We start from the raw sequence: 7,264 nt of genomic DNA, 5'->3' as shown, positions 1-7,264 counted from the left end.
GCGGTGGTCCCGGGGGCCGGGGCGGCGGGCGCGCGGGGCGCCGCGGGACGGTCCCGCACGGCGTCGGCGACCGCGAGGATGTCGTCGTGGCTGCGGGCGGCCTCGACCATGCCGGGGGCCAGGCGCACGACCTCCCAGCCGCGGGGGGCGGTCAGCCGGTCGGCGTGCTCGGCGCACAGGTCGTAGCAGTGCGGCTCCGCGTAGGTGGCCAGCGGGCCGAGCACGGCGGTGGAGTCGGAGTACACGTAGGTCAGGGTGGCCACGGCGTTGCGGCCGCACGCGGTCCGCGAGCAGCGCCGCTTGGCCTCGGCTCCCCCGGTGCCGTCGCGGCCCGGGGCCTGGCCGCGGACGTCTCCGCCGCGCCCGCCCTGCCGCGTGGGGGTGGTCCCGGGAGTGCTCACGGCCCGCACGCTACCCGCCGCGCCCGCGGCTGCGCCGCATCCGCGGGGGTGGGCACGCGCCGTGTCGTACCCTCCAGCCGTGGCACGAGGGCGGCCGTCGAGGACGCGCAGGAACGAGCGGCGGGACCGGCACGGGCGGGGCCTGCGCGGTCCGCTGCTGCCGGCGTCCCTGCCGGCGGCGCGCACCCGCGCCGAGCGCTTCGACGACCTCGTCCTCGACGCCGTCGACCTGCTGGAGCGCCGCTGGGCGCAGGAGCTCGCGGGCGTGGAGTTCGCGGTCGAGGACGTCCCGCCCTCGGACCCGGCCCCGTGGGAGGACGACGCCGTCCCGCTCGGGCGCCTGTTCCCCGCCGACGGCGCGAGCCCGCCGCGGGTCGTGGTGTACCGCCGGCCGGTGGAGACGCGGGCCGACGAGGACGACCTCGACGACCTCGTGGCCGAGGTGGTCATCCAGCAGGTGGCGCACCTGCTGGAGCTGCCGCCGGACGACGTCGACCCCCGCTACGGCGAGGACTGACCCGCCGGCCGGCCCCTGAGACTCAGGTCAGCTGATGAGGCGCTTGAGGCGCCGGCGCTCCCGCTCGGACAGGCCGCCCCAGATGCCGAAGCGCTCGTCGTTGCCCAGGGCGTACTCGAGGCACTCCTGCCGGACCTCGCAGGACTGGCAGACGCGCTTGGCCTCGCGGGTGGAGCCGCCCTTCTCGGGGAAGAAGGCCTCGGGGTCCGTCTGCGCGCACAGGGCGAGCTCCTGCCAGCCCGGGTCCTCCGGGGTCATCCCGGGGTGGCGGCCGGTGCCCCAGCCGGTGACCTCGACGATCGCCAGCTCGGGTCGGGTCTGCGGCGCCGCGTCGACGTCCTCGTCCGGGCCCTCGACGTCCGGGCCCTCGACGACGCTGAGGTCGCTCCGGACGGCCGCCTCTTCGCTCACCACGGACAGCGGCCTCTCGCGCACCTGCACATCGATCTCCACTGGGTGCCCCCCGACGGCCTCATCTAGTCACTACCGGTGATCTAGCAGTCACGGAGTGACCACCACTGGTGGAATTACACGCGTGTCGTCCTCGAGAGTCAAGCCCGTCGTGGTATCTCCCGCCCCGCCTGCCACAGGAGCCTCACGAGTCGTCCACGAACGGGCCCCCGAGGGCCCCGCCGGGCGCCCGCCGGGACCTCGCAGGGTCACCGCTCCCGCCGTCGGCAAGACTGCGGCCATGAACGAGGACGACGACGCCGCGACCCGGACGGCCGCCGGCGGGCCGGTGCAGGGACTGCGGATCACGGCGCTCGCGGGCGGGGTGGGCGGTGCCCGCTTCCTGCGCGGCCTGCTCGCGCACCTGCGCGCCAGCGACGACCCGGCCCGCCGCGACGCCCGGGTCACCGTGATCAGCAACACCGCCGACGACATCACGCTGCACGGCCTGCGGGTCAGCCCCGACCTCGACTCCGTCATGTACACCCTCGGCGGCGGCATCGACGAGGTCCGCGGCTGGGGGCGCAGCGAGGAGACCTCCGGCGTCGCCGACGAGCTCGCGGCCTACGGGCAGTCCCCGACCTGGTTCACCCTCGGCGACAAGGACCTCGCGACGCACGTCGTGCGCAGCCGGCTTTTGGCCGAGGGCCGCACGCTGTCGGAGGCGACGGCCGTCCTGTGCGAGCGGTGGCGGCCCGGCGTCCGGCTGCTGCCCATGACCGACGACGTCGTCGAGACCCACGTCGACCTCGCGCCCGTCGACCCCGCGCAGCACCACGGCGAGGCGGGCGGGCGGCGCGTGCACTTCCAGGAGTGGTGGGTGCGCCTGCACGCCGCCGTCCCGGCGCTGGCCATCGAACCCGTCGGCGCCGCCGCGGCCACCCCGGCGCCCGGCGTCCTGGCGGCGCTGCGCGAGGCCGACGTCGTGATCCTCCCGCCGAGCAACCCGGTCGTCTCGATCGGCACCATCCTCAGGGTCCCGGGGATCCGCGAGGAGCTGCGCGCGCGCTCGGCGCCCGTCGTGGGCGTCTCCCCCGTCATCGCGGGCGCGCCCGTGCGGGGCATGGCGGACGCGTGCCTCACCGCGATCGGCGTGCCCACGACGGCCGCGGCCGTCGCCGGGCTCTACGACGGTCTCCTCGACGGCTGGCTGGTCGCCGAGGGGGACGAGGTGCCCGCGACGCCGGGCCTCACGGTCCGCAGCCGTCCGCTGCTCATGAGCGACCCGCAGGCCACCGCCGACCTGGCGGGCGCCGCCCTGGACCTCGCGCTCGAGCTCGTCCGGACGGACCGCGCCGCGTGAGCGCCACCCCGGCCACCCTCACCGTGACGGGCGTGGCGGGCGTCGGCGAGGTCGGGCCCGGCGCCGACCTCGCGGGCCTGCTCGTGGACGCGCTGGCGGCCGCCGGCACGACGCTGCGCGACGGTGACGTCCTCGTGGTCTCCAGCAAGGTCGTCTCCAAGGCGATGGGCCTGACCGAGCCGGCGGCCGAGCGCGAGGACGTCGTGCTGCGCGAGAGCGTCCGGACCGTCGCCGCGCGGCGCACGCCCAGCGGCATCGCGCGCATCGTCGAGGCGGCGGCGGGTCCCGTCATGGCCGCCGCGGGGGTCGACGCGTCGAACGTCGCCGAGGGCACTGTCCTGGTCCTGCCCGCCGACCCTGACGCCGCGGCCCGCGAGCTGCGCGCTGGGCTGCGCGGGCGCTCCGGCGCGCTCGTCGGCGTCGTGGTCACCGACACCGCAGGGCGGGCCTGGCGCGACGGTCAGGTCGACTTCGCGCTCGGCTGCGCCGGTGTCGCCGTCGTCGACGACCTGCGGGGCGCCGAGGACACCGCGGGCCGGACGATGACCGTGACCGAGCGGGCCCTGGCCGACGAGATCGCCTCGGCCGCGGACCTCGTCAAGGGCAAGACGGACCACGTGCCAGCCGCCCTGGTGCGCGGCCTCGGCGCCTGGGTCACGGCCGACGACGGGCCGGGCGCCCGCTCGCTGGTGCGCGCGGCCGCGGGCGACTGGTTCCGCCTCGGCCACGTCGAGGCCGTGCGCGCGGCCCTCGGGGCCGAGGACGTCGACGTCCCGCCGATCGTGCCCGGCACGCTCGCGGAGCGCACCGCGCGGGCCGTGGAGGTCGCCGTCGCAGGCGCGGCGGGCCGCTGCCGCGTCGAGGGCGACGCCGTGCACGTCGACGCGGCCGACGACTTCGGGCGGGGCGTGCTCACGCAGCGGCTGCTGGCGGCGCTGTGGACCGTCGACCTCACCGGCCGCGTGCAGCGCGGGGCGGACGGCGTGCTCGTCCTGGTCGCCGAAGCGACGCCGGTCGCGGAGGCCACGCCGGTCGCGGAGGGCTAGTCCCGGTCCCCGGGCAGGAGGCGCGCGGCCTCGTCGGGCAGCGCGGGGCTGATCACCCACAGCACGCGCGCGCCGTCCGGGCCCGCCGTGAAGGTGTGCGGCGCGCTCGGCGGGAACGTGAACGCGTCGCCCTCGGCGAGGTCCACGGCCGCCTCAGACCCGTCGGGGGCCGGGAAGCGCAGGTGCACCGCGCCCGCCAGGACGAGGACGAACTCGACGTCGGCCGGCAGCCCGTAGGGCTCGTCGCCGCTGCCGCCGCCGGGTCCCGCCTCGCTGACGATCGCGGCGAGGCGCCGCTCCCCGCGCGGGGTCAGCAGGAACTCCCGCAGGCCGTGACCGCCGAAGGCGATGGGCGGGTACTCCCCCGCGAGCACGACCTCCCCGGCCGGGGCGGGCTCGAACAGGCTCCCGACGGGCAGGTCCAGCGCCGCGCACAGCCGGACGAGGGCGGCGACGGAGGCGTTGGCCTGGTCGCGCTCCAGGCGGGAGAGGAAGCCCTTCGTCAGGCCGCTCGCCGCCGCGACCTCGGCCATCGTGCGCCGCTGGGCCAGGCGCGCGCTGCGCAGCCGGGCCCCGATCCGGACGTCCGGGACCTCCGCCGTCACCTCGCTGCCGGCCACGTCCACCCCTCGCTCGCTCGTGCGGGACCGCCACGTTAACAGCGTGCCTGCTGGGGAAACGGGGGTTGCCCGACCGTGGCGCGGGCGGGCGGCGCGGGCCCGTCGGGCGGCGTCGCTCAGCGCAGGGCCGCGACCAGCGCGTCGAGCTGCTCCCGGCCCGCGGCGCCCGCCTCGTCCCGGCAGCGGTCGGCCTCGGCCCGCCCGGCCCCGGACAGGCACCAGGCAGCCTGCTCGTCGAGGACCAGCGCCCCGTCGTCGGCCAGCAGGTCCTCGGCCGCGACGAGCGCGGGCCAGCCCCACGCGCGGGCCTGCTCGCTCACCTTCCCGCCGCCGGCCACCGGGTCCACCGCGAGCGCCGGGACGCCGCTGCGCAGCGCCAGCACGAGCCCGTGCAGGCGGGTCGTGACGACGAGGTCCAGGCGCGCGACCACCGCGAGGACCTGCTCGGCCGTGGCCGGCAGCCGCCAGTCGCGGGGGTCGAGCCGGGTGTCCAGCGGCAGCCGGGCGAGCTCGCGGCCGTCGAGCCAGCGGCCGATCGCGGCGGCGACGTCGTCGTGGCGCCGGCGGCCGCCGTACTCGCCCTGGCCGTGGGTCAGGTAGACGCCCGCGACGGGCACGGCGGGCGACGCGGGGCAGGCCGCGAGGTCGCGCTGCGGCGCCCGGCCCGGGGCGTCGCGGGGCACGACGACGTGGAAGCCCGTGACGGCGGGGTCGTCGGGGTCGAGCACGGAGACGCCGACGGCGCTGCGGTGGGCGTGGGCGAAGCGCTCGTGCAGCTCGCGGACCGGCTCCCCCGTCAGCGGGCCGCACACCCACACGAGGTGCGTGTAGGCGGCCGGGTCGACGTCGTCGAGCAGGAGGCCGCCGCGCGGGCCGTAGGCGCGGTGCATCGCCGGGCTCCAGGCGTGGTCGTGCGCGACGCCCTCCGCGGTCAGGCGCTCGGCCACGGCCTGGGTGGCGAGCACGTCGCCGGCGGTGGCCTCGCCGTGCAGGACGCTCGACCAGCCGACCAGCAGGACGCGCATCAGCGGGTGCCGCGGTGCCGCACGGCGCGGTTGGGGGTGTGGGTGGGCAGCGTCATGCGGGGGCCGAAGCGCGGACGGCGGTGCCCCGCGAGCGCCAGCAGCCGCTGGACGCGGAACCGGTGGCCCCGGTAGCACTCGAGGACCTCGGCGCAGCCGGCGTCGTCGAGCACCTCCCCCGTCAGCGCCCAGGAGACGTCCTTGGCGACGTGGTAGTCGCCGAAGGAGAACGCGTCGGGGTGCCCGTGGGCCCGCTGGCGGACCTCCGCGGACGTCCAGACGCCCACGCCCGGCAGGGAGCGCAGCGCGCGGTCGGCCTCGTCGGCGGACAGCGCCAGGGTGCGCTCCAGGGCCGCGGCGCGGGGCGCGGCGATGATCGTCACGCGCCGCCGGCGCAGCTCGACGCCGGCCTGCAGCCACTCCCAGGACGGCACCCGCAGCCACTGCTCGGGCGTCGGCGGGAGCAGCAGCCCCGCGGGGCCGGGGGCCGGGTCGCCGAAGCGGTGCACGAGGCGGCGCCAGGCCGCGAAGGCCTCCACGCCGGTGACGACCTGCTCCAGCGCGGACGCCGACAGGGCCTCGAAGACGGCGCGCGTGCGGGGCACCCGCTCCTGCGGGTGCGCGCGCCAGGCCTCGACGAGGGCGGGGTGCTCGGGCAGCGGGACGAAGTCGGCGGCCGTGGTGTCGCCCTCGCCGAACAGCTCGGGCACGCCGTCCAGCGCCCAGTCGGCGCCCGGGCCCCAGGCGTGCGCCTCGAGCTCGGCGTCCGCCGGCACGGCGGCGATGCGCAGCAGCACCGGCCCGTCGGGCGTGTGCGTGGCCCGCCAGACCGCCCCGGTCGGCTCGCGCCGGTAGGTCGGGTCGCCCCCGCCGCGGCGCAGGACCGCCAGCGTGCGGTGCACGGCGACCGGGCGTCCGGGGCGCCAGCGCCGCACCAGCGGGGCGTCGCCCTCGGCGGCCTCGCGCGGCGCGGGAACGGTCACGGGGTCACGGTACGACCTGCCGGGACGACGCCCTCGGCGCTGCGCGCGCGGGCGGGGCGCGTCACGAGGAACGACCCGGCCAGGACGAGCGCGAAGCCCAGGACCGTCCAGGTGCTGATCCGCTCCCCGAGCAGCGTCACGCCCGCGAGGATCGCGACGAGCGGGTTCACGTAGACGACGGACAGGGCGCGCACGGGCCCGAGCTCGCCCACGAGGGCGAACAGCAGCAGGAACGCGGCCGCGGTGCAGACCGCGGCGAGCACGGCGACGGAGAGCAGGACGCGGGTCGAGGGCAGCGCCGTCGGCAGGCCCGGGCCCAGCAGCACGACGGGGACGTAGAGGAGCGCGGACATCGTCACGCTGACGGCCATGACGCCGAGGCCCCCGACGTCGCCGAGCCACCGCGCGAGCAGCGCCGGGCCGATGGCGTAGCCGAGGACGACGACACCGACCTCGGCGACCGCGCCGAGGTCGGAGCCGCGGACGTCGAGGCCGACGAGCGCCGCCACGCCCGCGGTGCCGGCGGCCAGGCCGAGCCAGCCGCGCCCGCCGAGGCGCTCGGCGCGGCCCGTGACGAGGGCGACGAGGACGGCCACCAGGGGCACCGCCGCGATGAGCAGGCCCGTGGTCGAGCTGGGCAGCTCCTGCTCCGCGCGGGCCAGGAAGAACCACGGCACGACGATCTCGACGACGGCGTAGGCGAGGACGGGGCGCCACCGCCGCAGCACCGGCCCCACCTGGCCGCGCAGCAGGGCCAGGGGCAGCAGCAGCACGGCGGCCAGCGCGGTGCGCGCCAGCACGAGGGTCGACGGCGCGAGCTCGACGCCGGCCACCTTGATCAGGAGGTACGGGATGCCCCAGGCGACGGCGAGGGCGGCGAAGAGGAGGCTGGCGCGGCGGGACACCTCTGCAGAGTGCCCCT

The 7,264-nt window shown here is 78.0% G+C and carries 9 protein-coding genes; 3 read left to right on the top strand and 6 right to left on the bottom strand.

The genetic code is table 11. The annotated features are described in order from the left end of the window. Positions 1 to 401 (bottom strand): DUF3499 domain-containing protein (locus tag F1544_RS26305; protein WP_308469995.1); only part of this gene is annotated, 401 nt, incomplete at its 3' end. A gap of 79 nt (positions 402 to 480) precedes the next feature. Here F1544_RS26305 and F1544_RS24310 point away from each other — a divergent pair. Continuing rightward, positions 481 to 918 (top strand): metallopeptidase family protein, encoded by a 438-nt coding sequence (locus F1544_RS24310; RefSeq protein WP_167585025.1) that lies wholly within the window; start codon positions 481 to 483, stop codon positions 916 to 918. A gap of 27 nt (positions 919 to 945) precedes the next feature. Here the strand turns inward: F1544_RS24310 and F1544_RS10550 are convergent, their stop codons facing one another. Further along, positions 946 to 1,176, bottom strand: a complete 231-nt coding sequence (locus F1544_RS10550) for a WhiB family transcriptional regulator (protein WP_167585040.1) — start codon at positions 1,174 to 1,176, stop codon at positions 946 to 948. Positions 1,177 to 1,666: 490 nt separating this feature from the next. Between F1544_RS10550 and cofD the strand changes: the two genes are divergently transcribed. Together cofD and cofE are read left to right on the top strand one after the other, a co-directional pair. After that, positions 1,667 to 2,671, top strand: coding sequence for a 2-phospho-L-lactate transferase (gene cofD / locus F1544_RS10545; protein ID WP_167585038.1), 1,005 nt, complete (start codon positions 1,667 to 1,669; stop codon positions 2,669 to 2,671). After that, positions 2,668 to 3,717 carry a coenzyme F420-0:L-glutamate ligase gene (gene cofE, locus F1544_RS10540; RefSeq protein WP_167585023.1) on the top strand — a complete coding sequence of 350 codons (1,050 nt, stop codon included), beginning with the start codon at positions 2,668 to 2,670 and terminating at the stop codon, positions 3,715 to 3,717. The genes cofD and cofE overlap by 4 nt, the downstream gene beginning before the upstream one ends. Here the strand turns inward: cofE and F1544_RS10535 are convergent. The 4 genes from F1544_RS10535 to F1544_RS26300 form a co-directional block, all read right to left on the bottom strand. Next, complete coding sequence (locus F1544_RS10535; RefSeq protein WP_308469994.1) at positions 3,714 to 4,337, bottom strand: helix-turn-helix domain-containing protein; 624 nt, start codon at positions 4,335 to 4,337, stop codon at positions 3,714 to 3,716. The two genes, cofE and F1544_RS10535, sit on opposite strands and share 4 nt — an antisense overlap. A gap of 116 nt (positions 4,338 to 4,453) precedes the next feature. Beyond that, a complete protein-coding gene (locus F1544_RS10530; RefSeq protein ID WP_167585021.1) occupies positions 4,454 to 5,362 on the bottom strand; it encodes a polysaccharide pyruvyl transferase family protein in 909 nt (302 codons plus the stop codon). Continuing rightward, a complete protein-coding gene (locus F1544_RS10525) occupies positions 5,362 to 6,342 on the bottom strand; it encodes a DNA-3-methyladenine glycosylase family protein (RefSeq protein ID WP_208971650.1) in 981 nt (326 codons plus the stop codon). The genes F1544_RS10530 and F1544_RS10525 overlap by 1 nt, the downstream gene beginning before the upstream one ends. Continuing rightward, on the bottom strand, positions 6,339 to 7,247 hold the full coding sequence (locus tag F1544_RS26300) for a DMT family transporter (RefSeq protein WP_167585019.1): 909 nt from the start codon (positions 7,245 to 7,247) through the stop codon (positions 6,339 to 6,341). The genes F1544_RS10525 and F1544_RS26300 overlap by 4 nt, the downstream gene beginning before the upstream one ends. Between the last annotated feature and the right edge of the window lie 17 nt (positions 7,248 to 7,264).

This window comes from Kineococcus rubinsiae (genome assembly GCF_011839805.1).
Classification (GTDB): Bacteria; Actinomycetota; Actinomycetes; order Actinomycetales; family Kineococcaceae; genus Kineococcus; species Kineococcus rubinsiae.
This window is presented reverse-complemented; position numbering and strand designations above follow the sequence as displayed.